This is a genomic window from Pseudomonas caricapapayae (assembly GCF_001400735.1).
Taxonomy (GTDB): Bacteria; Pseudomonadota; Gammaproteobacteria; order Pseudomonadales; family Pseudomonadaceae; genus Aquipseudomonas; species Aquipseudomonas caricapapayae.
Genome location: NZ_LJPW01000089.1, coordinates 1 through 25,228 on the forward strand (window position 1 = coordinate 1; position 25,228 = coordinate 25,228).

At 54.8% G+C, this 25,228-nt stretch carries 28 protein-coding genes and 4 tRNA genes; all 32 read left to right on the forward strand.

Annotated features, from left to right (window positions below; all coding sequences use genetic code 11):
* Positions 1–116 precede the first annotated feature (116 nt).
* The gene (gene birA, locus ALO80_RS13145; RefSeq protein ID WP_055009332.1) at positions 117–1,076 is read left to right on the forward strand and encodes a bifunctional biotin--[acetyl-CoA-carboxylase] ligase/biotin operon repressor BirA; all 960 of its coding nucleotides are present in this window, start codon (positions 117–119) and stop codon (positions 1,074–1,076) included.
* The gene (locus ALO80_RS13150) at positions 1,066–1,815 is read left to right on the forward strand and encodes a pantothenate kinase (protein WP_055009333.1); all 750 of its coding nucleotides are present in this window, start codon (positions 1,066–1,068) and stop codon (positions 1,813–1,815) included. The genes birA and ALO80_RS13150 overlap by 11 nt, the downstream gene beginning before the upstream one ends.
* A gap of 7 nt (positions 1,816–1,822) precedes the next feature.
* On the forward strand, positions 1,823–2,251 hold the full coding sequence (locus ALO80_RS13155) for a hypothetical protein (RefSeq protein WP_055009334.1): 429 nt from the start codon (positions 1,823–1,825) through the stop codon (positions 2,249–2,251).
* A 142-nt stretch (positions 2,252–2,393) separates the two neighbouring features.
* Positions 2,394–2,478: transfer RNA gene (locus ALO80_RS13160), tRNA-Tyr, on the forward strand.
* A 24-nt stretch (positions 2,479–2,502) separates the two neighbouring features.
* A tRNA-Gly gene (locus ALO80_RS13165) sits at positions 2,503–2,576 on the forward strand.
* Positions 2,577–2,602: 26 nt separating this feature from the next.
* Positions 2,603–2,678: transfer RNA gene (locus ALO80_RS13170), tRNA-Thr, on the forward strand.
* A gap of 166 nt (positions 2,679–2,844) precedes the next feature.
* Positions 2,845–2,920 (forward strand) — tRNA-Trp (locus ALO80_RS13175).
* Between the two features lie 46 nt (positions 2,921–2,966).
* On the forward strand, positions 2,967–3,335 hold the full coding sequence (secE, locus tag ALO80_RS13180; RefSeq protein WP_024961319.1) for a preprotein translocase subunit SecE: 369 nt from the start codon (positions 2,967–2,969) through the stop codon (positions 3,333–3,335).
* A gap of 9 nt (positions 3,336–3,344) precedes the next feature.
* A complete protein-coding gene (gene nusG, locus ALO80_RS13185; RefSeq protein ID WP_002555501.1) occupies positions 3,345–3,878 on the forward strand; it encodes a transcription termination/antitermination protein NusG in 534 nt (177 codons plus the stop codon).
* 118 nt (positions 3,879–3,996) lie between these two features.
* Complete coding sequence (gene rplK / locus ALO80_RS13190; protein WP_002555500.1) at positions 3,997–4,428, forward strand: 50S ribosomal protein L11; 432 nt, start codon at positions 3,997–3,999, stop codon at positions 4,426–4,428.
* The gene (gene rplA, locus ALO80_RS13195) at positions 4,428–5,123 is read left to right on the forward strand and encodes a 50S ribosomal protein L1 (protein ID WP_002555499.1); all 696 of its coding nucleotides are present in this window, start codon (positions 4,428–4,430) and stop codon (positions 5,121–5,123) included. The genes rplK and rplA overlap by 1 nt, the downstream gene beginning before the upstream one ends.
* A 203-nt stretch (positions 5,124–5,326) precedes the next feature.
* Positions 5,327–5,827 carry a 50S ribosomal protein L10 gene (rplJ, locus tag ALO80_RS13200; protein ID WP_002555498.1) on the forward strand — a complete coding sequence of 167 codons (501 nt, stop codon included), beginning with the start codon at positions 5,327–5,329 and terminating at the stop codon, positions 5,825–5,827.
* Between the two features lie 79 nt (positions 5,828–5,906).
* Positions 5,907–6,272, forward strand: coding sequence for a 50S ribosomal protein L7/L12 (gene rplL / locus ALO80_RS13205; RefSeq protein WP_002555497.1), 366 nt, complete (start codon positions 5,907–5,909; stop codon positions 6,270–6,272).
* Between the two features lie 221 nt (positions 6,273–6,493).
* Positions 6,494–10,567, forward strand: coding sequence for a DNA-directed RNA polymerase subunit beta (gene rpoB, locus ALO80_RS13210; protein WP_055009335.1), 4,074 nt, complete (start codon positions 6,494–6,496; stop codon positions 10,565–10,567).
* 64 nt (positions 10,568–10,631) lie between these two features.
* Positions 10,632–14,831: a DNA-directed RNA polymerase subunit beta' gene (gene rpoC, locus ALO80_RS13215; protein WP_054987268.1), complete on the forward strand. Its 4,200-nt coding sequence runs from the start codon at positions 10,632–10,634 to the stop codon at positions 14,829–14,831.
* A gap of 199 nt (positions 14,832–15,030) precedes the next feature.
* On the forward strand, positions 15,031–15,402 hold the full coding sequence (gene rpsL / locus ALO80_RS13220; RefSeq protein ID WP_002555494.1) for a 30S ribosomal protein S12: 372 nt from the start codon (positions 15,031–15,033) through the stop codon (positions 15,400–15,402).
* A gap of 122 nt (positions 15,403–15,524) precedes the next feature.
* On the forward strand, positions 15,525–15,995 hold the full coding sequence (gene rpsG / locus ALO80_RS13225; RefSeq protein WP_002555493.1) for a 30S ribosomal protein S7: 471 nt from the start codon (positions 15,525–15,527) through the stop codon (positions 15,993–15,995).
* A 30-nt stretch (positions 15,996–16,025) separates the two neighbouring features.
* Positions 16,026–18,131 (forward strand): elongation factor G, encoded by a 2,106-nt coding sequence (fusA, locus tag ALO80_RS13230; protein WP_004666356.1) that lies wholly within the window; start codon positions 16,026–16,028, stop codon positions 18,129–18,131.
* A gap of 31 nt (positions 18,132–18,162) precedes the next feature.
* A complete protein-coding gene (gene tuf, locus ALO80_RS13235; protein WP_055009336.1) occupies positions 18,163–19,356 on the forward strand; it encodes an elongation factor Tu in 1,194 nt (397 codons plus the stop codon).
* 141 nt (positions 19,357–19,497) lie between these two features.
* A complete protein-coding gene (rpsJ, locus tag ALO80_RS13240; RefSeq protein WP_002555491.1) occupies positions 19,498–19,809 on the forward strand; it encodes a 30S ribosomal protein S10 in 312 nt (103 codons plus the stop codon).
* 81 nt (positions 19,810–19,890) lie between these two features.
* The gene (gene rplC, locus ALO80_RS13245; RefSeq protein ID WP_002555490.1) at positions 19,891–20,526 is read left to right on the forward strand and encodes a 50S ribosomal protein L3; all 636 of its coding nucleotides are present in this window, start codon (positions 19,891–19,893) and stop codon (positions 20,524–20,526) included.
* Between the two features lie 12 nt (positions 20,527–20,538).
* A complete protein-coding gene (gene rplD / locus ALO80_RS13250) occupies positions 20,539–21,141 on the forward strand; it encodes a 50S ribosomal protein L4 (protein ID WP_055009337.1) in 603 nt (200 codons plus the stop codon).
* Positions 21,138–21,437, forward strand: coding sequence for a 50S ribosomal protein L23 (gene rplW, locus ALO80_RS13255; protein WP_002555488.1), 300 nt, complete (start codon positions 21,138–21,140; stop codon positions 21,435–21,437). Before rplD ends, rplW begins: the two co-directional genes overlap by 4 nt.
* A gap of 14 nt (positions 21,438–21,451) precedes the next feature.
* Positions 21,452–22,276 carry a 50S ribosomal protein L2 gene (gene rplB, locus ALO80_RS13260; RefSeq protein WP_055009338.1) on the forward strand — a complete coding sequence of 275 codons (825 nt, stop codon included), beginning with the start codon at positions 21,452–21,454 and terminating at the stop codon, positions 22,274–22,276.
* A gap of 16 nt (positions 22,277–22,292) precedes the next feature.
* Positions 22,293–22,568 (forward strand): 30S ribosomal protein S19, encoded by a 276-nt coding sequence (gene rpsS / locus ALO80_RS13265; protein WP_002555486.1) that lies wholly within the window; start codon positions 22,293–22,295, stop codon positions 22,566–22,568.
* Between the two features lie 13 nt (positions 22,569–22,581).
* A complete protein-coding gene (gene rplV / locus ALO80_RS13270) occupies positions 22,582–22,914 on the forward strand; it encodes a 50S ribosomal protein L22 (protein ID WP_002555485.1) in 333 nt (110 codons plus the stop codon).
* 13 nt (positions 22,915–22,927) lie between these two features.
* Entirely contained in the window at positions 22,928–23,614 is a 687-nt protein-coding gene (gene rpsC, locus ALO80_RS13275) for a 30S ribosomal protein S3 (protein ID WP_055009339.1), read from the forward strand.
* 12 nt (positions 23,615–23,626) lie between these two features.
* On the forward strand, positions 23,627–24,040 hold the full coding sequence (gene rplP, locus ALO80_RS13280) for a 50S ribosomal protein L16 (RefSeq protein WP_002555482.1): 414 nt from the start codon (positions 23,627–23,629) through the stop codon (positions 24,038–24,040).
* Positions 24,040–24,231 (forward strand): 50S ribosomal protein L29, encoded by a 192-nt coding sequence (rpmC, locus tag ALO80_RS13285; RefSeq protein ID WP_002555481.1) that lies wholly within the window; start codon positions 24,040–24,042, stop codon positions 24,229–24,231. The genes rplP and rpmC overlap by 1 nt, the downstream gene beginning before the upstream one ends.
* A gap of 2 nt (positions 24,232–24,233) precedes the next feature.
* Entirely contained in the window at positions 24,234–24,500 is a 267-nt protein-coding gene (gene rpsQ / locus ALO80_RS13290; protein WP_002555480.1) for a 30S ribosomal protein S17, read from the forward strand.
* Positions 24,501–24,523: 23 nt separating this feature from the next.
* Positions 24,524–24,892 (forward strand): 50S ribosomal protein L14, encoded by a 369-nt coding sequence (gene rplN / locus ALO80_RS13295; RefSeq protein ID WP_002555479.1) that lies wholly within the window; start codon positions 24,524–24,526, stop codon positions 24,890–24,892.
* 11 nt (positions 24,893–24,903) lie between these two features.
* The gene (gene rplX, locus ALO80_RS13300; RefSeq protein WP_002555478.1) at positions 24,904–25,218 is read left to right on the forward strand and encodes a 50S ribosomal protein L24; all 315 of its coding nucleotides are present in this window, start codon (positions 24,904–24,906) and stop codon (positions 25,216–25,218) included.
* Positions 25,219–25,228: the final 10 nt, after the last annotated feature.

A 25,228-nucleotide genomic window follows, 5' to 3' on the forward strand; every position in this document is an offset into this window, starting at 1 on the left:
CGTTGAGGGTTTTTGTTTTTCTGGTTCCTCAAAACCAGCATGAAAACACGTTTTCGTTTCTATGCAGCATGTCTCTGCGTGGCTATGATGCGTGCCTCATTGCCAGGCGACTCTAAATGCTGACCTTGTTAAAGCTTCTTGCTGATGGTGCGTTTCATTCTGGACAGGTATTAGGCAATGCTCTGGGCATAAGCCGTAGTGCTGTCTGGAAGCAGCTTCAGCAGCTTGAGGTCGATCTGGGCATCGAGGTACATAAAGTGCGCGGGCGAGGTTATCGACTGGCTGCGCCCATCTCTCTCTTGAGTGCTGCTGGCATAGTGCGGTGCGGATTTCCTGCCAACTGGTCTGTGCGCACTTACGACACTATCGATTCAACCAACGCAGAGGCCGCGCGTCTGATTGCTCAAGGCGAGTCCATGCCTTTGCTGGTCGTGGCCGAGCAGCAAACTTCCGGAAGGGGGCGGCGTGGTCGCAAGTGGGTAAGCCCATTCGCTGAGAACCTGTATTACAGTCTGGTGCTGCGCATCGATGGCGGAATGCGCCAGTTGGAGGGGCTCAGTCTTTTGGTGGGTCTGGCGGTGATGAATGTGCTTCGCGACATGGGTGTGCATGGTGCAGGCCTTAAATGGCCTAATGATGTGCTGGTCGGTAGGCAGAAGATTGCTGGCATCCTGCTGGAGCTTATAGGTGATCCGGCAGACGTCTGCCATGTCATCATCGGAATAGGCGTGAATGTGAATATGCGTTCATCCTCCGAAGTAGATCAGTTATGGACGTCCATTCGACTCGAAACAGGCAGTCTCATTGATCGCAATCAGATCGCGGCTCGTATAAGCAGTCAGCTCGATGCTCTTCTCGTGGTTCATCGCAATGAAGGTTTTGCAGCTTTTCAGAAAGAATGGGAGCGCGGGCACCTGTGGCAGGGGGCTGCGGTAAAGTTGTTGTCAGGGATTCAGGAAGTGGAGGGAGTGGTGTTGGGGGTCGACTCGCTTGGGGCGCTAAGGCTTGAGGTCAGTGGTGTGGAAAAGAGCTTCAGTGGCGGCGAGCTCAGCCTGAGGTTACGAGATGATTCTTGAGCTCGATTGTGGCAACAGCTTTATCAAGTGGCGGGTAACGGCGAAGCGTGATGCATCAGTGATCAGTGGCGGCGTTGTGGATTCAGATGCTGCCTTGCTGGAACATCTGAGTAATCTGCCTGGTGCATCATTCACTGACTGCCGACTTGTAAGTGTTCGTAGCACTGAAGAAACGGCAAGGATGGTCGCTTTATTGGCTGATACCTTTTCCGTAATGCCGGTCTGCGCTATGCCTGCTCGTGAGCTTGCTGGTGTCACCAATGGCTACGACGACTTCGCACGTCTGGGCCTGGATCGCTGGCTGGCGTTTGTTGGTGCTTACCATCTTGCCAGGGGCGCATGCCTGGTGATCGATCTCGGTACTGCTGTGACGTCTGACTTTGTGGACGCTATGGGCGCGCACCTTGGCGGTTTTATTTGCCCTGGAATGCCCTTGATGCGCAATCAGTTGCGTACCCATACTCGTCGCATCAGGTATGACGACACGGAGGCTGGGAGAGCCTTGGCCCGCCTTGTTCCCGGTCGTGCGACTGCCGAGGCTGTAGAGCGTGGCTGTTCGTTGATGCTCAGAGGGTTTGCTATGACTCAGATCGAGATAGCCCGTGGGTACTGGGGTGACGATTTTGCTGTTTTCGTGACTGGCGGAGATGCTGCTCTGGTTGCGGATGTGCTGCCAGGCGCTCGCATTGTTCCTGATCTGGTCTTCGTGGGTCTGGCTCTCGCTTGCCCTTTGCGTTGAGGTCTCTATGCGTTGGTTATTTCTTCTGCTGCTGATGCTTAATGCCTTTTATTACATCTGGCACCAGCAAGAGGCTCCACTGAGGGTCAAAGAGGTCATGCCCTTATCGTTGCACCGTGCCCCTCAGCAGGATATTCGCCTGCTCAGCGAATCGGATGCGGGGCGGGTGTCGCACGATGCCGATACGAGGTGTCTTTACGTTGGTGGCTTTGTCAGGCCAGAAGATGCTCGTCTGGTCGAGCAGCGTCTGAACAGCCTGGATATACAGTCTCAATTCCAGCCACTACAAACGAATGGGGCGACCGCCTACTGGCTAAAAATTACCCCGGAAAGTCGACGCCTTGTAGAGGCGGGTGTGATCAGCCAGCTGAGTCAGGATTTCCCTCAAATAAAAAATCAAATAATGTTATGCGAGGGCATTGCAACTGCTGATTAGTTTACATAGAATGGCGCCCGCTTCGCAGTGAGGTGAAAGTCTCGCGAACGAAGTGGTAGTAGTCAACGCATGTAACCTCAGGTTTTTACTGAGAAAAAGGTTGACAGAAGGGCAGCATGAGTTGAGAATGCTGCCTCGCTTAGGAGGGGTTCCCGAGCGGCCAAAGGGATCAGACTGTAAATCTGACGTCTACGACTTCGAAGGTTCGAATCCTTCCCCCTCCACCAGATTTAGCGCAAGCTGCAAATTGCGCGGGTATAGTTTAGTGGTAGAACCTCAGCCTTCCAAGCTGATGATGCGGGTTCGATTCCCGCTACCCGCTCCAAGCTTGCAGCTTATGCATTGTGTTTTGCTCTTGTAGCTCAGTTGGTAGAGCACACCCTTGGTAAGGGTGAGGTCAGCGGTTCAAATCCGCTCAAGAGCTCCATTGCTAAAGGCAGATATGAAAATATCTGCCTTTGTTTTAGGTGGGTTGGTTGCGCTTGACCTGCCTGATGTCTTGTTTGGATTCTGCTTTTGGGGCAGGCTGTTCTGAATAAGGTGTTGAAAAACTCTCGTCAGGTCCGCATAATGGTCGGCCTGATTTTGCTTTTAGGTCAGTAGCTCAATTGGCAGAGCGACGGTCTCCAAAACCGTAGGTTGGGGGTTCGATTCCCTCCTGACCTGCCAGATTCCTTAGATGTAATCTGGCTTTCTTTTCACAGGATCTCCGTAGATGAATCCCAAGGCTGAAGCATCAGACTCTCGCTTTGATATGCTGAAGTGGCTCCTGGTAGTCGTTTTGGTTGTCGTGGGTGTTGTCGGTAATCAGTATTATTCTGCTGAGCCGATCCTGTACCGTGTTCTCGCTCTCCTCGTGATTGCCGCTGTCGCTGCGTTTGTAGCGTTGCAAACCGGTAAGGGCAAGGCCTTTTTCGTTCTGGCGAAAGAGGCTCGCGCCGAGATTCGTAAAGTCGTATGGCCTACTCGCCAAGAAACCACTCAAACCACGTTGATCGTTGTGGCTGTTGTGCTGGTTATGGCGTTGCTGTTGTGGGGGCTTGATTCCCTGCTCGGCTGGCTTGTTTCCTTGATAGTTGGCTAAGGGTGTCCCGTGGCTAAGCGTTGGTACGTAGTGCATGCTTACTCGGGTTACGAGAAGCATGTCATGCGCTCGTTGATCGAGCGTGTGAAGCTGGCAGGCATGGAAGATGGCTTCGGCGAAATTCTGGTTCCCACTGAAGAAGTGGTCGAAATGCGTAATGGCCAGAAGCGCAAAAGCGAACGCAAGTTCTTCCCGGGTTATGTGCTTGTTCAGATGGATATGAATGAGGGTACTTGGCACTTGGTCAAGGATACTCCTCGCGTCATGGGCTTCATTGGCGGTACCGCTGACAAGCCTGCTCCGATCACCGACAAGGAAGCGGAAGCAATTCTGCGTCGTGTCGCAGACGGTAGCGACAAGCCGAAACCTAAGACACTGTTCGAGCCGGGTGAGGTTGTTCGTGTCACCGACGGTCCGTTTGCTGATTTTAACGGCACGGTTGAAGAAGTTAACTACGAAAAGAGCCGGATTCAAGTGGCGGTGCTCATTTTCGGACGCTCTACCCCGGTAGAGTTGGAGTTCAGTCAGGTCGAAAAGGCATAACTGAGCTGGAATCCCATACCCCGCAGCCTAAGGCTGTGGGGTTTTTTCGTCACTGGGATATACGCGTAAGTAACCGGGGAGCCTTTATTGGCGCTTGAACCCGTAATTGGAGTGCCTCATGGCCAAGAAGATAACCGCATACATCAAGCTGCAAGTGAAAGCCGCTCAGGCTAACCCAAGCCCGCCAGTTGGTCCTGCTCTGGGTCAGCACGGTGTGAATATCATGGAATTCTGCAAAGCGTTCAACGCCCGTACTCAGGGTATTGAGCCAGGCTTGCCGACTCCAGTGATCATCACTGTGTACAGCGACCGTAGCTTCACTTTCGAAACAAAAAGTACCCCTGCATCGGTTCTGCTCAAGAAAGCTGCAGGCTTGACCAGCGGCTCGGCTCGCCCGAACACCGTTAAAGTTGGCACCGTGACTCGTGCTCAGCTGGAAGATATCGCTAAAGCAAAAAATGCGGATCTGACTGCAGCTGACATGGAAGCGGCCGTGCGTACCATCGCCGGTTCCGCTCGTAGCATGGGCCTTAACGTGGAGGGTGTGTAATGGCTAAGCTGACCAAGCGTCAAAAGGCAATCGCCAGCAAGATCGAAGCTGGCAAGTCCTACAACTTCGTAGACGCTGCAGCCCTGCTGACCGAGCTGTCGACTGTCAAGTTCAGCGAGTCGGTAGACGTTGCTGTCAACCTGGGCGTTGACCCTCGTAAGTCCGACCAGGTCGTTCGTAGCGCTACCGTACTGCCGCACGGCACCGGTAAAACTGTACGCGTTGCAGTTTTCACCCAGGGTCCTGCTGCTGAAGCTGCTCTGGCTGCCGGTGCTGATCGCGTTGGTATGGATGATCTGGCCGCTGAAATGAAAGCAGGCGATCTGAACTATGACGTGGTTATCGCTTCCCCTGACGCAATGCGCGTTGTGGGTCAGTTGGGTCAGGTTCTCGGTCCTCGTGGCCTGATGCCTAACCCTAAAGTCGGCACTGTTACTCCTGACGTTGCGAACGCCGTCAAGAATGCCAAGGCTGGTCAGGTTCGTTATCGCACCGACAAAAACGGCATCATCCACACTTCCGTTGGCAAGGTCGGCTTCGATGCCGTCAAGCTGAAGGAAAACGTTGAAGCGCTGATCGCTGATCTGAAGCGTATCAAACCAGCTTCTTCGAAAGGTATTTACGTCAAGCGCATCACCCTGAGCACCACTATGGGCCCAGGTCTGGTCATCGACCAGGGTTCGTTGGAAGCGTAAGACAAAAGCGGTACGGTGATTGACGCCGTACCCCTTTGAAAGATTGGGGTCCCTGCCTGGCGGGGGCTATCCAAGACCGTAGGCGACGCAAGTCTTAAACCTCAAGCCTACGCAGATGGTGCTCCCGGTTCCTTACCGAATCAGACACCAAAACGACATCTGGCTTCGGTCGGATGAAACGGTAACAAGCAGGAGTTAAACCCGTGGCAATTAAACTCGAAGACAAGAAGGCCATCGTCGCTGAAGTCAACGAGGCTGCCAAAGCTGGTCTGTCCGCTGTCGTGGCTGATGCCCGTGGTGTGACGGTCGGCGCTATGACCGGACTCCGTAAAGAGGCTCGTGAAGCTGGCGTTTACGTACGTGTTGTACGTAACACCCTGCTCAAGCGCGCTGTTGCTGACACTGAATTCAGTGTCCTCAACGACGTGTTCACTGGCCCGACCTTGATCGCGTTCTCCAACGAACATCCTGGCGCTGCTGCCCGGTTGTTCAAGGAATTCGCCAAAGGTCAGGACAAGTTCGAGATCAAGGCAGCTGCGTTCGAGGGCAAGTTCCTCGCAGCTAATCAGATCGATGTACTGGCAAGCCTGCCGACCCGTAACGAAGCAATTTCTCAGCTGATGAGCGTGATCCAAGGCGCTACCAGCAAATTGGCTCGTACTCTGGCGGCTGTTCGCGACCAAAAAGAAGCAGCTGCAGCCTAAGGCTGAGTCAGATCTTTTCGCGTATTTTTGTTTATTTTGATGGTCGCGTAGGCCGTCCCCCAATTCAGGAAATTGAGTCATGTCCATCTCTCAAGACGATATCCTTAACGCCGTAGCTGAAATGTCCGTTCTGCAGGTTGTAGAGCTGATCAAGGCGTTCGAAGAGAAGTTTGGCGTTACCGCTGCTGCCGGCTCTGCTGGTCCAGCTGTTGCTGCTGCTGTTGTTGAAGAACAAACTGAATTCAACGTCATGCTGCTGGAAGCTGGCGAGAAGAAAGTTAACGTGATCAAGGCAGTACGTGAACTGACCGGTCTGGGTCTGAAAGAAGCCAAGGCAGTCGTTGACGGCGCGCCAGCAATGGTTCTGGAAGCTGTTGCCAAAGACGCAGCTGACAAAGCCAAAGCTACTCTGGAAGAAGCAGGCGCTAAAGTCGAGCTGAAATAAGCATCGATTTTGAGTGTCCAGCCCACGCGTTTAGCGAAAGGCTGATGGCTGGTGGCTTTTGCCACCGGCCTTTTTCCGTTATAGACGATTGGCGCTGTCAACGTTTGTAACGTGTGGTATCCACCGATGGCGGTGGCGCAAACCAAGGGGTTTGCAAGATTTTCTGGCTGCTTCCGTCGGGAGGGAGCCAAACAAGCAGGTGACCAAGCTGGGGAACGCTGATGGCTTACTCATATACTGAGAAAAAACGTATCCGCAAGGACTTTAGCAAGTTGCCGGACGTAATGGATGTGCCATATCTTTTGGCCATCCAGCTGGATTCGTATCGCGAATTCCTGCAGGCGGGAGCGACCAAAGATCAGTTCCGCGACGTCGGTCTGCATGCAGCCTTCAAATCCGTTTTCCCGATCATCAGCTACTCCGGCAATGCTGCGCTGGAGTATGTAGGTTATCGCTTGGGCGAACCGGCATTTGATGTCAAGGAATGCGTGCTGCGCGGTGTGACTTACGCAGTACCTCTGCGTGTCAAGGTCCGTCTGATCATTTTCGACAAAGAATCGTCGAACAAAGCGATCAAGGACATCAAAGAGCAAGAAGTCTACATGGGTGAAATCCCCCTGATGACTGAAAACGGTACCTTTGTAATCAATGGCACCGAGCGCGTTATCGTGTCTCAGCTTCACCGCTCGCCTGGCGTATTCTTCGACCACGACCGTGGCAAGACGCACAGCTCCGGTAAGCTGCTGTACTCCGCTCGTATCATTCCTTACCGCGGTTCGTGGCTGGACTTCGAGTTCGATCCGAAAGACTGCGTATTCGTCCGTATCGACCGTCGTCGCAAGCTGCCTGCGTCCGTACTTCTGCGCGCTCTGGGTTACACCACCGAGCAAGTGCTTGATGCTTTCTACACCACCAACGTATTCCATGTGCGCGGTGAAAACCTGAGCCTGGAACTGGTGCCTCAGCGCCTGCGTGGTGAAATTGCCGTTCTGGATATCCTGGACGACAAGGGCAAGGTCATTGTCGAGCAGGGTCGTCGTATCACTGCCCGTCACATCAACCAGCTGGAAAAGGCCGGGATCAAAGAGCTGGAAGTACCTCTGGACTACGTCCTGGGTCGTACTACAGCCAAGGTTATCGTGCATCCGGCAACCGGTGAGATCATTGCCGAGTGCAACACCGAGCTGAACACTGAAATCCTGGCCAAGATCGCCAAGGCTCAGGTTGTTCGCATCGAAACGTTGTACACCAACGACATCGATTGCGGTCCGTTCGTCTCCGACACACTGAAGATCGACTCCACCAGCAACCAACTGGAAGCGCTGGTCGAGATCTATCGCATGATGCGTCCTGGCGAGCCGCCAACCAAGGATGCCGCTGAAACACTGTTCAACAACCTGTTCTTCAGCCCTGAGCGCTACGACCTGTCTGCTGTAGGTCGTATGAAGTTCAACCGTCGTATCGGTCGTACCGAAATCGAAGGTTCAGGGGTGCTGTGCAAGGAAGACATCGTAGCGGTTCTCAAGACCCTCGTTGATATCCGCAACGGCAAAGGCATCGTCGATGACATCGACCACCTCGGTAACCGTCGCGTTCGTTGCGTTGGCGAGATGGCCGAGAACCAGTTCCGTGTAGGTCTGGTCCGTGTCGAGCGCGCTGTCAAAGAACGTCTGTCCATGGCAGAAAGCGAAGGCCTGATGCCTCAGGACCTGATCAACGCCAAACCTGTTGCGGCGGCGGTCAAGGAGTTCTTCGGTTCCAGCCAGCTTTCCCAGTTCATGGACCAGAACAACCCGCTGTCCGAGATCACGCACAAGCGTCGTGTTTCTGCGCTCGGCCCTGGTGGTCTGACGCGTGAGCGCGCCGGCTTTGAAGTTCGAGACGTTCACCCGACTCACTACGGCCGTGTGTGCCCGATCGAGACGCCTGAAGGTCCGAACATCGGTCTGATCAACTCCCTGGCGGCCTATGCCCGCACCAACCAGTACGGCTTCCTCGAGAGCCCGTACCGTGTGGTCAAGGAAGGTCTGGTCACCGAAGAGATCGTGTTCCTTTCGGCGATCGAAGAAGCGGACCACGTCATTGCCCAGGCTTCGGCCGCAATGAACGACAAGCAAGAGCTGATCGACGAGCTGGTTGCTGTGCGTCACTTGAACGAATTCACCGTCAAGGCTCCAGCCGATGTCACCCTGATGGACGTTTCGCCCAAGCAGGTTGTCTCGGTAGCTGCATCGCTGATTCCGTTCCTCGAGCACGATGACGCCAACCGTGCGTTGATGGGTTCGAACATGCAGCGTCAGGCTGTTCCTACTCTGCGTGCCGACAAGCCGCTGGTAGGTACTGGCATGGAGCGCAACGTTGCTCGCGACTCCGGCGTTTGCGTCGTGGCTCGTCGTGGTGGTGTGATCGACTCGGTTGATGCCAGCCGTATCGTTGTTCGTGTTGCCGATGATGAAGTTGAAACAGGTGAGGCGGGTGTAGACATCTACAACCTGACCAAATACACCCGTTCCAACCAGAACACCTGCATCAACCAGCGTCCGCTGGTCAGCAAGGGTGACCGTGTTCAGCGTAGCGACATCATGGCTGATGGCCCGTCCACCGACATGGGTGAGCTGGCGCTGGGTCAGAACATGCGCATCGCGTTCATGGCCTGGAACGGTTTCAACTTCGAAGACTCCATCTGTCTTTCTGAGCGTGTTGTTCAGGAAGACCGCTTCACCACGATCCACATTCAGGAACTGACCTGCGTGGCGCGTGACACCAAGCTTGGGCCAGAGGAAATCACAGCTGACATCCCTAACGTGGGTGAAGCTGCTCTGAACAAGCTGGACGAAGCGGGTATCGTTTATGTAGGTGCCGAAGTCGGCGCTGGCGACATCCTGGTTGGTAAGGTCACTCCGAAAGGCGAGACCCAGCTGACTCCGGAAGAAAAACTGTTGCGCGCGATCTTCGGCGAAAAGGCCAGCGACGTTAAAGACACCTCCCTGCGTGTGCCAACCGGTACCAAAGGTACTGTCATTGACGTTCAGGTCTTTACCCGTGATGGCGTCGAGCGTGATGCGCGTGCCCTGTCCATCGAGAAGTCGCAACTCGACGAGATCCGCAAGGATCTGAACGAAGAGTTCCGCATTGTCGAAGGCGCTACTTTCGAACGTCTGCGCTCTGCGCTGGTGGGTCGTGTAGCCGAAGGCGGCGCTGGCCTCAAGAAGGGCCAGGAAATCACCAACGAAGTGCTCGATGGTCTTGAGCATGGTCAGTGGTTCAAGCTGCGCATGGCTGAAGATGCTCTCAACGAGCAGCTCGAAAAGGCTCAGGCTTACATCGTTGATCGTCGCCGTCTTCTGGATGACAAGTTCGAAGACAAGAAACGCAAACTGCAGCAGGGCGATGACCTGGCTCCAGGCGTTCTGAAAATCGTCAAGGTCTACCTGGCAATCCGTCGCCGCATCCAGCCGGGCGACAAGATGGCCGGTCGTCACGGTAACAAGGGTGTGGTCTCCGTGATCATGCCGGTTGAGGACATGCCGCACGATGCCAATGGCACGCCGGTCGATATCGTCCTCAACCCGCTGGGCGTACCTTCGCGTATGAACGTTGGTCAGATTCTCGAAACCCACCTGGGCCTCGCGGCCAAAGGTCTGGGCGAGAAGATCAACCGCATGCTCGAAGAGCAGCGTAAAGTTGCTGAGCTGCGCACGTTCCTCAACGAGATCTATAACGAAATCGGCGGTCGTCAGGAGTCTCTGGAAGATCTCTCCGACAACGAAATTCTGGACCTCGCGAAGAACCTGCGTAACGGTGTACCAATGGCTACCCCGGTTTTCGACGGTGCCAAGGAAAGCGAAATCAAGGCAATGCTCAAGCTGGCAGATATGCCGGACAGCGGCCAGATGCAGCTGTTCGACGGTCGTACCGGCAACAAGTTTGAACGTGCTGTAACGGTTGGCTACATGTACATGCTGAAGCTGAACCACTTGGTGGACGACAAGATGCACGCGCGTTCCACTGGTTCGTACAGCCTGGTTACCCAGCAGCCGCTGGGTGGTAAGGCACAGTTCGGTGGTCAGCGTTTCGGGGAGATGGAAGTGTGGGCGCTGGAAGCATACGGCGCGGCGTACACTCTGCAGGAAATGCTCACAGTGAAGTCGGACGATGTGAACGGTCGTACCAAGATGTACAAAAACATCGTGGACGGCGATCACCGTATGGAGCCGGGCATGCCCGAGTCTTTCAACGTGTTGATCAAAGAAATCCGTTCGCTCGGTATCGATATCGATCTGGAAACCGAATAACACGTGACGCGAATCGGGGGCAGGGCGGTACTGCCTGCTCCCTGCTCCGCCAGGAGGAAAAGCCTTGAAAGACTTACTGAATTTGCTGAAAAACCAGGGTCAAGTCGAAGAGTTCGACGCAATCCGTATCGGACTTGCATCGCCTGAGATGATCCGCTCTTGGTCGTTCGGTGAAGTTAAAAAGCCGGAAACCATCAACTACCGTACGTTCAAGCCTGAGCGTGACGGTCTGTTCTGCGCCAAAATCTTTGGCCCGGTAAAAGATTACGAGTGCCTGTGCGGTAAGTACAAGCGCCTGAAGCACCGCGGTGTCATCTGCGAAAAATGCGGTGTTGAAGTGGCTCTGGCCAAGGTTCGTCGCGAGCGTATGGCTCACATCGAACTGGCTTCGCCGGTTGCCCACATCTGGTTCCTGAAATCGCTGCCGTCCCGTATCGGCCTGCTGATGGACATGACTCTGCGTGATATCGAACGTGTTCTCTACTTCGAGAGCTATGTTGTTATCGATCCAGGCATGACTACCCTTGAAAAAGGTCAGCTGCTGAACGACGAGCAGTATTTCGAAGCGCTTGAAGAGTTCGGTGACGACTTCGACGCCCGTATGGGTGCTGAGGCCGTTCGCGAGCTGCTGCACGCTATTGATCTGGAGCACGAGATTGGCCGTCTGCGCGAAGAAATTCCGCAAACCAATTCCGAGACCAAAATCAAGAAGCTGTCCAAGCGTCTGAAATTGATGGAAGCCTTCCAGGGTTCCGGCAACCTTCCTGAGTGGATGGTGCTGACCGTTCTGCCGGTTCTGCCGCCAGATCTGCGTCCTCTGGTTCCGCTTGACGGTGGCCGTTTCGCGACGTCCGACCTCAACGATCTGTATCGTCGAGTGATCAACCGTAACAACCGTCTGAAACGCCTGCTGGATCTGTCTGCTCCCGATATCATCGTGCGCAACGAAAAGCGCATGCTGCAGGAAGCGGTCGATGCTCTGCTCGATAACGGCCGTCGCGGTCGTGCGATCACAGGTTCGAACAAGCGTCCTCTGAAATCCCTGGCTGACATGATCAAGGGTAAGCAAGGTCGTTTCCGTCAGAACTTGCTCGGCAAGCGTGTTGACTACTCGGGCCGTTCGGTAATTACCGTAGGTCCGACCCTGCGTCTGCACCAGTGCGGTCTGCCGAAGAAGATGGCTCTCGAGCTGTTCAAGCCGTTCATTTTCGGCAAGCTGGAAATGCGTGGCCTGGCTACGACCATCAAAGCTGCCAAGAAGATGGTCGAGCGTGAACTGCCTGAGGTCTGGGACGTTCTCGCTGAAGTCATTCGCGAACACCCGGTGCTGCTGAACCGTGCGCCGACTCTTCACCGTCTGGGCATTCAGGCTTTTGAGCCGGTACTGATCGAAGGTAAGGCCATTCAGCTGCACCCGCTGGTCTGTGCTGCGTACAACGCCGACTTCGACGGTGACCAGATGGCCGTTCACGTGCCTCTGACGCTTGAAGCTCAGCTGGAAGCGCGCGCGCTGATGATGTCGACCAACAACATTCTGTCGCCAGCCAACGGTGAGCCAATCATCGTTCCTTCGCAGGACGTTGTACTGGGTCTGTATTACATGACTCGTGAAGCGATCAACGCCAAGGGCGAAGGTCGTGTGTTTGCCGATCTGCAGGAAGTCGACCGCGTATTCCGCGCCGGCGAAGCGGCTCTGCATGCCAAGGTCAAGGTTCGTATCCACGAAACGGTCAACGACCGTGACGGTGGCAGCGTCAAGAACACCCGTATCGTCGACACCACTGTTGGCCGTGCGCTGCTGTTCCAGGTGGTTCCGGCCGGCCTGTCCTACGACGTCGTCAACCAGCCCATGAAGAAGAAGGCGATCTCCAAGCTGATCAACCAGTGCTACCGCGTGGTTGGTCTGAAAGAGACCGTTATCTTTGCTGACCAGTTGATGTACACCGGTTTTGCCTACTCGACTATTTCGGGTGTTTCCATCGGCGTTAACGATTTCGTTATCCCTGATGAAAAAGCTCGCATCATCGACGCGGCCACCGAAGAAGTTAAAGAGATCGAAAGTCAGTACGCCTCCGGCCTGGTCACCCAGGGCGAGAAGTACAACAAGGTGATCGACCTCTGGTCCAAGGCAAACGACGAAGTCTCCAAGGCAATGATGTCGAACCTCTCGAAAGAGAAGGTCATCGATCGTCACGGCGTCGAAGTTGACCAGGAATCCTTCAACTCGATGTACATGATGGCTGACTCCGGTGCGCGTGGTTCTGCTGCCCAGATTCGTCAGTTGGCGGGTATGCGTGGTCTGATGGCCAAGCCTGACGGCTCCATCATTGAAACGCCGATCACCGCGAACTTCCGTGAAGGTTTGAGCGTACTTCAGTACTTCATCTCTACTCACGGTGCTCGTAAGGGTCTTGCGGATACGGCGCTGAAGACCGCCAACTCCGGTTATCTGACTCGCCGTCTGGTAGACGTGGCTCAGGATCTGGTGGTTACCGAGGTGGATTGCGGTACCGAGCACGGTCTGCTGATGACTCCGCACATTGAAGGCGGCGACGTTGTAGAGCCGCTGGGTGAGCGCGTACTGGGTCGAGTTATTGCCCGTGACGTGTTCAAGCCGGGCACAGAAGACGTCATCGTGCCTGCTGGCACGCTGGTCGACGAGAAGTGGGTAGAGTTCATCGAGCTGAACAGCATCGACGAAGTGATCGTTCGTTCGCCAATCAGCTGTGAAACCCGCTACGGCATCTGCGCCAAGTGCTACGGTCGCGACCTGGCTCGTGGTCACCAGGTCAACATCGGTGAAGCTGTCGGCGTAATCGCTGCACAGTCGATCGGTGAGCCAGGTACCCAGCTGACAATGCGTACGTTCCACATTGGTGGTGCGGCAAGCCGGACCTCGGCAGCCGACAGCGTTCAGGTGAAGAATGGCGGTACTGTCCGTCTGCACAACCTGAAGCACGTCGAGCGTGTTGACGGTCACCTGGTTGCGGTATCCCGCTCCGGTGAACTGGCAATCGCCGATGACTTCGGTCGCGAGCGTGAGCGTTACAAGCTGCCATACGGTGCTGTGATTTCGGTGAAGGAAGGCGACAAGGTCGACGCTGGCTCAATCGTAGCCAAGTGGGACCCGCACACTCACCCGATCGTTACCGAGATGAAAGGTACTGTTACCTACGTCGGCATGGAAGAAGGCATCACGATCAAGCGTCAGACAGACGAATTGACCGGTATGACCAACATTGAAGTGCTTGATGCCAAAGATCGTCCGGCTGCGGGCAAGGACATCCGTCCTGCCGTGAAGATGGTGGGTCTGGATGGCAAGGATCTGCTGCTGCCTGGTACCGACGTACCGGCCCAGTACTTCCTGCCTGCGAACGCCCTGGTCGGTGTTGCCGACGGTGCGCAGATCGCGATCGGTGATGTTATCGCTCGTATTCCGCAGGAAACTTCGAAAACTCGTGACATCACCGGTGGTCTGCCGCGTGTTGCCGACCTGTTCGAAGCGCGTCGTCCGAAAGAGGCGTCGATCCTTGCAGAAGTCAGCGGTACCATCGCGTTCGGCAAAGAGACCAAGGGCAAGCGCCGTCTGGTCATTACCCCGAACGATGGCAGCGATCCGTACGAGGAGCTGATTCCGAAGTGGCGTCACCTGAACGTCTTCGAAGGCGAGCAAGTGAACCGCGGCGAAGTAATCTCCGACGGTCCTAGCGATCCACACGACATCTTGCGTTTGCTGGGTGTGAGTGCGCTGGCCAAGTACATCGTCAACGAGATTCAGGACGTATACCGTCTGCAGGGCGTGAAGATCAACGACAAGCACATCGAGACGATTCTGCGTCAGATGCTGCGCAAGGTTGAGATTGCCGAGTCTGGCGATTCCAGTTTCATCAAGGGCGATCAGATGGAATTGACTCACGTGCTGGTAGAGAACGAGCGTCTGAGCACGGAAGACAAATTTGTTTCCAAGTTCACTCGTGTGTTGCTGGGTATCACCAAGGCATCGCTGTCCACCGAATCGTTCATCTCCGCGGCCTCCTTCCAGGAGACAACCCGCGTACTGACCGAAGCGGCTGTGACCGGCAAGCGCGATTACCTGCGCGGCCTGAAGGAAAACGTGGTCGTGGGTCGTCTGATCCCGGCCGGTACCGGTCTGGCTTATCACAGCGAGCGCAAGCGTCGTCGTGAAATGGACAAGCCGATGCGTGTCAGCGCGAGCGAAGTAGAAGCCGCTCTGACTGAAGCGTTGAACTCCAGCGGTAACTGAGACTAGAGCCTCGGCATTTTTCACCGGGCAGGTGGCACGTTTTCGTGTTGTTTGCGCGGTGAGGACGTCGGGGCTTTGTCTTGACTGGGGGCGGGATCCTCTTTAGACTCTTGTACCCCTAAATTTGGCGGGGCTTGTGCCCTGTCATTTGCTTTTCTTGTAAGACAATAGCGTCGCAAGACAACAGTGGAGCTAGTAGATGGCAACTATCAACCAGCTGGTACGTCAGCCGCGTAAGCGTATCGTCGAGAAATCCGACGTGCCTGCGCTGCAGAACTGCCCGCAACGTCGCGGTGTGTGCACTCGTGTGTACACCACCACGCCGAAAAAACCTAACTCGGCATTGCGTAAAGTCTGCCGTGTGCGCCTGACCAACGGTTTCGAGGTTTCCTCGTACATCGGCGGTGAAGGTCACAACCTGCAAGAGCACAGCGTGGTACTGATCCGTGGCGGTCGTGTAAAAGACTTGCCAGGTGTTCGTTATCACACCGTTCGTGGTTCTCTGGATACTTCCGGCGTTAAAGGCCGTAACCAGGGTCGCTCGAAATACGGTACCAAGAAGCCTAAGTAGTTTTTGGCTTCTATTTGAAATTGCAGATTTCTATTTTTCTGAGTCGATAAGAGTAAGGTCGGGCGCATCCCTTGCAGGATGGTGGTCCCGAGCTAACCTGAAGACCGTTTGAGGGCTTATCCATGCCAAGAAGACGCGTAGCAGCCAAGCGCGAAGTGCTTGACGATCCAAAATACGGCAGCCAGATCCTGGCCAAGTTCATGAACCACGTGATGGAAAGCGGCAAGAAAGCCGTTGCCGAGCGTATCGTTTATGGCGCGCTGGAAAAGGTTAAAGAACGCAAGAACAGCGACCCCCTGGAAATCTTCGAGAAAGCTCTCGACGCCATCGCTCCGCTGGTCGAAGTAAAGTCGCGCCGTGTAGGCGGTGCTACTTACCAGGTTCCTGTCGAAGTTCGTCCGTCCCGTCGTAATGCTCTGGCAATGCGTTGGCTGGTAGACTTCGCGCGCAAGCGCGGTGAGAAGTCAATGGCGCTGCGTTTGGCTGGCGAACTGCTGGATGCCGCCGAAGGTAAAGGTGCTGCGGTCAAGAAGCGTGAAGACGTGCACCGTATGGCTGAGGCCAACAAGGCTTTCTCGCACTACCGCTTCTAATTTCAGCGTCACTAATTTTGCGAGGGCTTTATGGCTCGTACTACTCCGATTGGCCGCTACCGTAACATTGGTATCGTTGCTCACGTGGATGCTGGTAAAACCACCACCACCGAGCGCGTCCTTTTTTACACCGGCAAAAGCCACAAAATGGGCGAGGTGCATGACGGCGCCGCGACCACGGACTGGATGGTTCAGGAGCAGGAGCGTGGTATTACCATTACTTCTGCTGCTATTACTGCCTTCTGGCAGGGTTCCGAGAAGCAACACAAAGACCAATACCGTTTCAACGTTATTGACACCCCGGGCCACGTTGACTTCACCATTGAAGTTGAGCGTTCCCTGCGTGTACTCGACGGCGCGGTCGTTGTGTTCTGTGGTACTTCCGGCGTAGAGCCGCAGTCCGAAACCGTATGGCGTCAAGCCAACAAGTACGGTGTTCCACGTATCGTTTACGTGAACAAGATGGACCGTGCGGGTGCGAACTTCCTGCGCGTAATCGCTCAGATCAAGCAGCGTCTGGGTCACACCCCGGTGCCGATCCAGCTGGCCATTGGTGCCGAAGACAACTTCCAGGGTCAGATCGATCTGATGTCGATGGAAGCTGTTTACTGGAACGATGCTGACAAGGGTATGGTTCCACGTCGTGAGCCTATCCCTGCCGAGCTGCAGGAACTGGCTGACGAGTGGCGCAGCAACATGGTTGAGGCTGCGGCCGAAGCCAGTGAAGAGCTGATGAACAAGTACCTTGAAGGTGAAGAACTCACCAACGAGGAAATCAAGGCTGCTCTGCGTCAGCGTACTATTGCTGGTGAGATCGTTCTTGCTGTTTGCGGTTCTTCCTTCAAGAACAAGGGTGTTCCCCTGGTTCTCGACGCCGTGATCGACTACCTGCCGGCTCCGACCGACATTCCAGCTATCAAGGGTTCCGATCCTGATAACGAAGAAGTCCTGATGGAGCGTCATGCAGACGACAACGAGCCGTTCTCGGCTCTGGCGTTCAAGATCGCTACCGACCCATTCGTGGGTACCCTGACCTTTGTTCGCGTTTACTCGGGCGTATTGGCATCCGGCGACGGCGTGATCAACTCGGTCAAGGGCAAGAAAGAGCGTGTGGGTCGTATGGTGCAGATGCACGCAAACGCCCGTGAAGAAATCAAGGAAGTACGCGCTGGTGACATCGCTGCCTTGATCGGCATGAAGGACGTCACCACCGGTGAAACCTTGTGCAACGCTGACAAGCCAATCATTCTGGTTCGCATGGACTTCCCGGAGCCGGTTATTTCGGTTGCCGTTGAGCCAAAAACCAAGGATGACCAGGAAAAAATGGGTATCGCTCTGGGCAAACTTGCTCAGGAAGACCCTTCTTTCCGCGTCAAAACTGATGAAGAGACTGGTCAAACGATCATCTCTGGCATGGGCGAGCTGCACCTGGACATCCTGGTTGACCGGATGCGCCGTGAGTTCAACGTCGAAGCCAACATCGGCAAGCCGCAGGTTTCCTATCGTGAGCGCATCACGAAGAATTGTGAAATCGAAGGCAAGTTCGTTCGTCAATCCGGCGGTCGGGGCCAGTTTGGTCATTGCTGGATCCGTTTTGCACCTGCTGACGAAGGTCAGGAAGGTCTGCAATTCGTAAACGAAGTGGTAGGTGGTGTTGTTCCCAAGGAATACATCCCGGCTATCCAGAAGGGTATCGAAGAGCAGATGAAGAACGGCGTTGTTGCCGGCTATCCGCTGATCGGCCTGAAGGCTACCGTGTTTGATGGTTCCTACCATGACGTCGACTCGAACGAGATGGCGTTTAAGGTGGCTGCTTCCATGGCGACCAAGCAACTGGCCCAGAAGGGCGGTGGTGAGTTGCTCGAGCCGATCATGGCGGTAGAGGTTGTTACGCCTGAAGACTATATGGGTGACGTGATGGGCGACCTTAACCGTCGTCGCGGCATGATCCTGGGTATGGAAGATACGGTTTCCGGCAAAGTAATTCGTGCCGAGGTCCCGTTGGGTGAGATGTTCGGTTATGCGACCGACGTTCGCTCCATGTCCCAAGGTCGCGCAAGCTACTCTATGGAATTCAAAAAATACAATACAGCGCCGTCGCACATCGTCGAAACTGTAACCAAAAAACAAGGCTGATTCAGCGCCTTTAGGCTAGGAGTTATTTGTCGTGGCTAAAGAAAAATTTGATCGTTCCCTCCCGCACGTCAACGTTGGCACCATTGGTCACGTTGACCACGGTAAAACCACGCTGACCGCTGCTCTGACCCGTGTCTGCTCCGAAGTTTTCGGTTCGGCTCGTGTTGACTTCGACAAGATCGACAGCGCACCGGAAGAGAAGGCTCGCGGTATCACCATTAACACCGCTCACGTCGAGTACAACTCGTTGACGCGTCACTACGCTCACGTTGACTGCCCAGGTCACGCTGACTACGTGAAGAACATGATCACCGGTGCTGCCCAGATGGACGGCGCTATTCTGGTTTGTTCGGCTGCTGATGGTCCGATGCCACAAACTCGTGAGCACATCCTGCTGTCCCGTCAGGTTGGCGTTCCGTACATCGTGGTCTTCCTGAACAAGGCTGACCTGGTAGACGACGCAGAGCTGCTGGAACTGGTCGAGATGGAAGTGCGCGATCTGCTGAGCACTTACGACTTCCCAGGCGACGACACTCCGATCATCATCGGTTCTGCTCGTATGGCTCTGGAAGGTAAAGACGACAACGAAATGGGCACCACTGCCGTTCGTAAGCTGGTTGAAACTCTGGACAGCTACATCCCAGAGCCAGTTCGTCTGACTGACAAGCCATTCCTGATGCCAATCGAAGACGTATTCTCGATCTCCGGTCGCGGTACTGTTGTGACTGGTCGTGTTGAGCGCGGTATCGTCAAGGTTCAGGATCCACTGGAAATCGTTGGTCTGCGTGACACTACCGTCACCACCTGCACCGGTGTTGAAATGTTCCGCAAGCTGCTCGACGAAGGTCGTGCTGGTGAGAACTGCGGCGTTCTGCTGCGTGGTACCAAGCGTGACGACGTTGAGCGTGGCCAGGTTCTGGTCAAGCCAGGCACCGTCAAGCCGCACACTCAGTTCGAAGCTGAAATCTACGTTCTGAGCAAAGAAGAAGGCGGTCGTCACACTCCGTTCTTCAAAGGCTACCGTCCACAGTTCTACTTCCGTACTACCGACGTAACTGGTAGCTGCGAACTGCCGGATGGCGTAGAAATGGTTATGCCAGGTGATAACGTTAAAGTTTCCGTTACCCTGATCAAGCCAATCGCAATGGAAGATGGTCTGCGTTTCGCAATCCGTGAAGGCGGTCGTACCGTCGGCGCTGGCGTCGTGGCCAAAATCATCGCGTAAGCGTTGAGTCCCAAAAAAAGCCCCCGCACTGCGGGGGCTTTTTTATTGGGTTGACACCTTGTTAGGTCGTCTATAGAATTGCGCCTCCTTTTAACGGGCGTATTGCGCTCGGTGGGAACAGCAATCTGGAGTCTGAATCCAATGCAAAACCAGCAAATCCGTATCAGGTTGAAGGCTTTTGACCATCGCCTGATCGACCAATCAACCCAGGAAATCGTGGAAACCGCGAAACGTACTGGTGCACAGGTGCGTGGTCCGATTCCACTGCCGACTCGTAAAGAGCGGTTCACCGTTCTGGTTTCTCCGCACGTCAACAAAGACGCGCGCGACCAGTATGAGATCCGTACTCACAAGCGCGTTCTGGACATTGTCCAGCCAACGGAAAAAACCGTTGATGCGCTTATGAAGCTTGATCTTGCGGCCGGTGTGGAAGTTCAGATCAGCCTCGGCTAAGACTTGGGTCTTAGTCGTGTAACGCTCTGAAATGGGCGGCCATAGCGGGTGAAAGCCCCGTACACTCATGAGGTTTACAACATGACTATTGGTGTAGTCGGTCGTAAATGCGGTATGACCCGTATTTTCACCGAAGAAGGTGTCTCCATTCCGGTCACGGTCATTGAGATCGAGCCGAATCGCGTCACTCAGTTCAAAACCGAAGAAACCGATGGCTATCGTGCAGTGCAAGTCACTGTCGGCGAGCGTCGCGCTTCGCGTGTTACAGCCGCTCAGGCTGGCCACTTCGCTAAAGCGAACGTTGCCGCCGGTCGTACCGTCATGGAATTCCGTCTTGAAGAAGGCGATTACCAGGCTGGCGATCAGATCAACGCTGAAATCTTCGCCGCTGGTCAACTGGTTGATGTAACCGGTCAGTCCAAGGGTAAAGGCTTCCAGGGTACGATCAAGCGTTGGAATTTCCGTGGTCAAGACAATACCCATGGTAACTCCGTCTCCCACCGCGTCCCAGGCTCTATCGGCCAGTGCCAGACTCCTGGTCGTGTATTCAAGGGCAAAAAAATGTCCGGTCATATGGGCGCTGAGCGCGTGACCGTGCAGTCCCTGGAAGTAGTGCGCGTGGACGCTGAACGCAATCTGTTGTTGGTCAAGGGTGCTGTTCCTGGCGCTACTGGCGGCAACCTGGTTGTACGTCCAGCAGCCAAGGCTCGCGGTTAAGGGGAAGCTGACATGCAATTAAATGTAAATGACGCTCAGGCAATCGAAGTTTCCGAACTGACATTTGGCGGCGAATTCAACGAGACGCTGGTTCACCAGGCAGTCGTGGCCTACATGGCTGGCGGTCGTCAGGGTAGTAAGCAGCAAAAGACCCGTTCCGACGTTCGTGGTGGCGGCAAGCGCCCTTGGCGTCAGAAAGGTACTGGCCGTGCTCGTGCCGGTACCATTCGTAGCCCAATCTGGCGCGGCGGCGGTACCACTTTCGCAGCTCGTCCTCAGGATCATACTCAGAAGCTCAACAAGAAGATGTATCGCGCAGCTCTGCGCTCCATCCTTGCTGAACTGGTTCGCACTGATCGTCTGGTCGTGGTTCAGGACTTCGCTGTTGAAGCACCGAAAACCAAAGATCTGCTGAACAAGCTGACTGGCATGGGCCTGACTGACGTCCTGATCGTGTCTGACGCTGTTGACCAGAATCTGTACCTGGCTGCTCGTAACCTGCCGCACGTTGATGTACGTGACGTTCAAGGTTGCGATCCAGTTAGTCTGATCGCATACGACAAAGTGTTGATCACTGTGTCGGCCGTGAAGAAATTCGAGGAGCTGCTGGGATGAACCAGGAACGCGTATTTAAAGTTCTGCTTGGCCCGCACGTTTCCGAAAAGGCTACGGTTCTTGCAGACAAAAAAGGTCAGTTCGTTTTCAAGGTTGCTACTGACGCAACCAAGCTGGAAATCAAGAAGGCCGTCGAAAGCCTGTTCAGCGTGAAAGTAGAGCGTGTTACTACCCTGAATGTTCTGGGTAAGAGCAAGCGCACTGCTCGCGGTCTGGGCAAGCGTAATGACTGGAAGAAGGCAGTTATCTCCCTTCAGCCAGGCCAAGATCTCGATTTCAGCAGCAGTGCTGAGTAAGGAAGGGGTGCATCATGGCAATCGTTAAATGCAAACCGACTTCCCCTGGCCGCCGTTTTGTGGTCAAGGTGGTCAACCAGGAGCTGCATAAAGGCGCTCCTCACGCACCGCTGCTCGAGAAAAAATCGAAGTCTGGTGGTCGTAACAACAATGGTCGTATTACTACCCGTCATATCGGTGGTGGCCATAAGCAGCATTATCGTCTGGTCGATTTCCGTCGCAACGACAAGGATGGCATCGCTGCCACTGTCGAGCGTATCGAATACGATCCAAACCGTACTGCTCACATTGCTCTGCTGCTTTACGCAGACGGCGAGCGCCGCTACATCATCGCCCCTAAAGGCGTGAGTGCTGGCGACCAGCTGATTGCAGGTGCTCTGGCACCAATCAAGCCGGGCAACGCTCTTCAACTGCGCAACATTCCAGTTGGTAGCACCGTACACGGCATCGAATTGAAGCCAGGTAAAGGCGCGCAGATCGCTCGTTCCGCTGGTGCTTCTGCACAGCTGATCGCTCGTGAAGGTGTGTACGTAACCCTGCGTCTTCGCTCCGGTGAAATGCGCAAAGTACTGTCTGAGTGCCGTGCAACGCTGGGTGAAGCCTCGAACTCCGAGCACAGCCTTCGTTCGCTGGGTAAGGCCGGTGCCAAACGCTGGCGTGGCGTTCGCCCAACCGTTCGTGGTGTTGCCATGAACCCGGTTGACCACCCACATGGTGGTGGTGAAGGTCGTACCTCTGGTGGTCGTCATCCGGTATCGCCGTGGGGCTTCCCGACTAAGGGCGCGAAGACTCGTGGTAATAAGCGTACCGACAAAATGATCGTCCGTCGTCGCAAGTAAATAGAGGGATACGACAGTGCCACGTTCTCTGAAAAAAGGTCCTTTTATTGATCTTCACCTACTGAAGAAGATCGAAGTGGCGGCGGAAAAGAACGATCGCAAACCAGTTAAGACCTGGTCGCGTCGTTCGATGATCCTGCCACAAATGGTCGGTCTGACCATTGCAGTGCATAACGGTCGCCAGCATGTTCCAGTTCTCGTGAACGAAGACATGGTCGGCCATAAACTAGGCGAGTTTGCCGGTACCCGCACATATCGTGGGCACGTGGCAGACAAGAAAGCCAAGCGTTAAGGGGTAAGGAACGATGGAAGTAGCCGCTAAGTTGTCGGGCGCTCGAATCTCCGCCCAGAAAGCCCGCTTGGTCGCCGACCAGATCCGCGGGAAGAAGGTGGGCGAAGCGCTCAACCTGTTGGCTTTCAGCAGTAAGAAAGCCGCCGAGATCCTGAAGAAAGTGCTGGAGTCGGCTGTAGCCAACGCCGAGCATAACGAAGGCGCAGACGTTGATGACCTCAAGGTCTCCACCGTTTTCGTCAACGAAGGGCGTTCGCTGAAGCGCATCATGCCACGTGCTAAAGGCCGTGCTGATCGCATCGTCAAGCGGTCTTGCCATATCACTGTCAAGGTTGCTGACAAGTAACGGAGTCGAAGAGATGGGTCAGAAAGTACATCCCATTGGCATTCGCCTGGGAATCGTCAAGGAGCACACCTCCGTCTGGTACGCAGACGGTCGGACTTATGCGGACTATTTGTTCGCTGATCTGAAAGTGCGTGAGTACCTCCAAGACAAATTAAAAAGCGCGTCCGTCAGCCGTATCGATATCCATCGTCCGGCTCAGACAGCACGTATCACCATCCACACCGCTCGTCCCGGCATCGTGATCGGCAAGAAAGGTGAAGATGTTGAGAAACTGCGTCAGGACCTGACCAAGCAAATGGGTGTGCCTGTGCACATCAATATCGAAGAGATCCGCAAGCCGGAGCTTGACGGTATGCTGGTTGCGCAGATCGTAGCTCAGCAGCTGGAGCGTCGTGTAATGTTCCGTCGCGCTATGAAGCGCGCTGTTCAGAACGCCATGCGCATTGGTGCCAAAGGCATCAAAATCCAAGTGAGCGGTCGTCTCGGCGGTGCTGAAATCGCACGTACTGAATGGTATCGCGAAGGTCGTGTGCCACTGCACACCCTGCGTGCCGACATCGACTATGCCAACTACGAAGCTCACACCACTTACGGTGTGATCGGTGTAAAGGTTTGGATCTTCAAAGGCGAAGTAATTGGTGGTCGCCAAGAAGAACTGAAACCACAAGCACCAGCGCCTCGTAAAAAAGCTGCTAAGTAAGGGGTACGCCAAATGTTGCAACCAAAGCGTACGAAGTTCCGCAAGCAGATGACCGGCCACAACCGTGGCCTGGCACTGCGCGGTAGCAAAGTCAGCTTCGGCGAGTTCGCGCTGAAGTCTGTTGCTCGTGGTCGTCTCACCGCTCGTCAGATCGAGTCAGCGCGTCGTGCTCTGACCCGTCACGTTAAACGTGGCGGCAAGATCTGGATCCGTGTGTTCCCGGACAAGCCTGTTACCAAAAAGCCACTCGAAGTTCGGATGGGTAAAGGTAAGGGTAACGTGGAGTACTGGGTTGCCCAGATTCAGCCAGGCAAAGTCCTGTATGAAATCGAGGGTGTTACTGAAGAGCTGGCGCGTGAGGCTTTCGCCCTGGCTGCTGCAAAGCTGCCGCTCGCCACCTCCTTTGTTAAGCGGACGGTGATGTGATGAAAGCGAATGAACTTCGTGAAAAATCAGCACAGCAGCTGAACGAGCAACTGCTCGGCCTGCTGCGCGACCAGTTCAATCTGCGTATGCAGAAAGCAACTGGCCAGTTGGGGCAGTCTCATCTGCTCTCGCAAGTTAAGCGTGACATCGCTCGCGTGAAAACTGTGCTCAACCAGCAGGCAGGTAAGTAATCATGGCTGAAGCCGAAAAAACTGTCCGTACGCTGACTGGCCGTGTTGTCAGCGACAAGATGGACAAGACCATCACCGTTCTGATCGAGCGTCGCGTAAAGCACCCGATCTACGGTAAATACGTTAAGCGTTCGACTAAGCTGCACGCACACGACGAAACCAACCAATGCCATATCGGCGACAAGGTCACGATTCGTGAAACTCGTCCGGTAGCCAAGACCAAGTCTTGGGCGTTGGTTGATATCCTCGAACGCGCTGTGGAAGTCTAAGGGCTAGGGGTCGGAGAAATTATATGATTCAGACTCAATCCATGCTCGATGTGGCCGATAACAGCGGCGCACGCCGCGTTATGTGCATCAAGGTGCTGGGTGGCTCCCATCGTCGTTACGCTGGTATCGGTGACATCATCAAAGTAACCGTCAAGGAAGCAATTCCGCGCGGTAAGGTGAAAAAAGGCCAAGTGATGACTGCTGTTGTAGTCCGCACTCGCCATGGCGTTCGTCGTGCAGACGGCTCCATTATCCGCTTTGACGGTAACGCTGCTGTTCTGTTGAACAACAAGCAAGAGCCGATCGGTACCCGTATCTTTGGGCCAGTGACCCGTGAGCTTCGTACTGAGAAGTTCATGAAGATCGTCTCGCTCGCCCCTGAAGTGCTTTAAGGAGATCCGACATGCAAAAGATTCGTCGTGACGACGAGATCATCGTGATCGCCGGCAAAGACAAAGGTAAGCGCGGTAAGGTGCTCAAGGTTCTCGCTGACGACCGTCTGGTCGTTGGTGGGATCAACCTGGTGAAGCGTCATACCAAGCCAAACCCTATGTCGGGCGTACAGGGCGGTATCGTCGAGAAAGAAGCGCCACTGCACGCTTCCAACGTCGCCATTTTCAACGGCGCAACCAACAAGGCTGACCGCGTTGGTTTCAAAGTTGAAGACGGCAAGAAAATTCGTGTCTTCAAGTCGACCCAAAAAGCGGTTGATGCTTGAACACTGCTAG

Bases quoted from the DNA above. Each gene is read 5' to 3' on its own strand.
- birA (WP_055009332.1), top strand. From the start codon at position 117: ATGCTGACCTTGTTAAAGCTTCTTGCTGATGGTGCGTTTCATTCTGGA.
- ALO80_RS13150 (WP_055009333.1), top strand. From the start codon at position 1,066: ATGATTCTTGAGCTCGATTGTGGCAACAGCTTTATCAAGTGGCGGGTA.
- ALO80_RS13155 (WP_055009334.1), top strand. From the start codon at position 1,823: ATGCGTTGGTTATTTCTTCTGCTGCTGATGCTTAATGCCTTTTATTAC.
- secE (WP_024961319.1), top strand. From the start codon at position 2,967: ATGAATCCCAAGGCTGAAGCATCAGACTCTCGCTTTGATATGCTGAAG.
- rplK (WP_002555500.1), top strand. From the start codon at position 3,997: ATGGCCAAGAAGATAACCGCATACATCAAGCTGCAAGTGAAAGCCGCT.
- rplA (WP_002555499.1), top strand. From the start codon at position 4,428: ATGGCTAAGCTGACCAAGCGTCAAAAGGCAATCGCCAGCAAGATCGAA.
- rplL (WP_002555497.1), top strand. From the start codon at position 5,907: ATGTCCATCTCTCAAGACGATATCCTTAACGCCGTAGCTGAAATGTCC.
- rpoB (WP_055009335.1), top strand. From the start codon at position 6,494: ATGGCTTACTCATATACTGAGAAAAAACGTATCCGCAAGGACTTTAGC.
- rpsL (WP_002555494.1), top strand. From the start codon at position 15,031: ATGGCAACTATCAACCAGCTGGTACGTCAGCCGCGTAAGCGTATCGTC.
- rpsG (WP_002555493.1), top strand. From the start codon at position 15,525: ATGCCAAGAAGACGCGTAGCAGCCAAGCGCGAAGTGCTTGACGATCCA.
- fusA (WP_004666356.1), top strand. From the start codon at position 16,026: ATGGCTCGTACTACTCCGATTGGCCGCTACCGTAACATTGGTATCGTT.
- rpsJ (WP_002555491.1), top strand. From the start codon at position 19,498: ATGCAAAACCAGCAAATCCGTATCAGGTTGAAGGCTTTTGACCATCGC.
- rplC (WP_002555490.1), top strand. From the start codon at position 19,891: ATGACTATTGGTGTAGTCGGTCGTAAATGCGGTATGACCCGTATTTTC.
- rplD (WP_055009337.1), top strand. From the start codon at position 20,539: ATGCAATTAAATGTAAATGACGCTCAGGCAATCGAAGTTTCCGAACTG.
- rplW (WP_002555488.1), top strand. From the start codon at position 21,138: ATGAACCAGGAACGCGTATTTAAAGTTCTGCTTGGCCCGCACGTTTCC.
- rplB (WP_055009338.1), top strand. From the start codon at position 21,452: ATGGCAATCGTTAAATGCAAACCGACTTCCCCTGGCCGCCGTTTTGTG.
- rplV (WP_002555485.1), top strand. From the start codon at position 22,582: ATGGAAGTAGCCGCTAAGTTGTCGGGCGCTCGAATCTCCGCCCAGAAA.
- rpsC (WP_055009339.1), top strand. From the start codon at position 22,928: ATGGGTCAGAAAGTACATCCCATTGGCATTCGCCTGGGAATCGTCAAG.
- rplP (WP_002555482.1), top strand. From the start codon at position 23,627: ATGTTGCAACCAAAGCGTACGAAGTTCCGCAAGCAGATGACCGGCCAC.
- rpmC (WP_002555481.1), top strand. From the start codon at position 24,040: ATGAAAGCGAATGAACTTCGTGAAAAATCAGCACAGCAGCTGAACGAG.
- rpsQ (WP_002555480.1), top strand. From the start codon at position 24,234: ATGGCTGAAGCCGAAAAAACTGTCCGTACGCTGACTGGCCGTGTTGTC.
- rplN (WP_002555479.1), top strand. From the start codon at position 24,524: ATGATTCAGACTCAATCCATGCTCGATGTGGCCGATAACAGCGGCGCA.
- rplX (WP_002555478.1), top strand. From the start codon at position 24,904: ATGCAAAAGATTCGTCGTGACGACGAGATCATCGTGATCGCCGGCAAA.